General features: G+C 56.9%; 1 protein-coding gene. It reads left to right on the top strand.

The genetic code is table 11. The annotated features are described in order from the left end of the window. Positions 1–302 precede the first annotated feature (302 nt). The gene (locus tag ACWGS8_RS35185; protein WP_454585210.1) at positions 303–488 is read left to right on the top strand and encodes a hypothetical protein; all 186 of its coding nucleotides are present in this window, start codon (positions 303–305) and stop codon (positions 486–488) included. Positions 489–522: the final 34 nt, after the last annotated feature.

Raw genomic sequence — 522 nt, forward strand, 5'->3', positions numbered from 1 at the left:
GAGGCCCAGGACGAGCTGACGAGTACACTTGACAGGAGCAACCTCGTGAGCAGCGGGGGCATGATCATCAACAACGAACATTGCACAGCGCTGTTGGTACCGGCGAAGAGGGAGAGGACTGATAATCCGCAAAGCCTCGCCATGGGGCGGCAGCTGAGCGAAGCAACCACAACGTCCATCAGCCAAGCCTCGGATCAAGCCCGAGCGGACCTAATCGCTTCCTTCAGAAGCAGAGAGCGCTCCGCGGGACGTTGAGTTCTATGGGGTCAAGCAGAACAGCTCTTTTGACGACAGAGGTGCTGATGCCCGGCATCGTCGTCCCGGGATTCGTTCAGCTTTCTATGAATGCAGGATCATTCATCTCGATCTGGATTAACACCGATCATCATCATGAGGCAACCCCGGGGGCGAATATGAGCCGTCCGCTGCTGCAAACCCAGGATTCGAAAGGAACCTCTTTAGCCCCGATGAGACCCGACTTTCTGTGACGGACACCGGACGAATGCTTGGATCCGACCCGCA

This window comes from Mesorhizobium sp. 43Arga (assembly GCF_053714255.1).

Coding starts and splice junctions, on each gene's coding strand:
- ACWGS8_RS35185 (WP_454585210.1), top strand. CDS start 303: ATGCCCGGCATCGTCGTCCCGGGATTCGTTCAGCTTTCTATGAATGCA.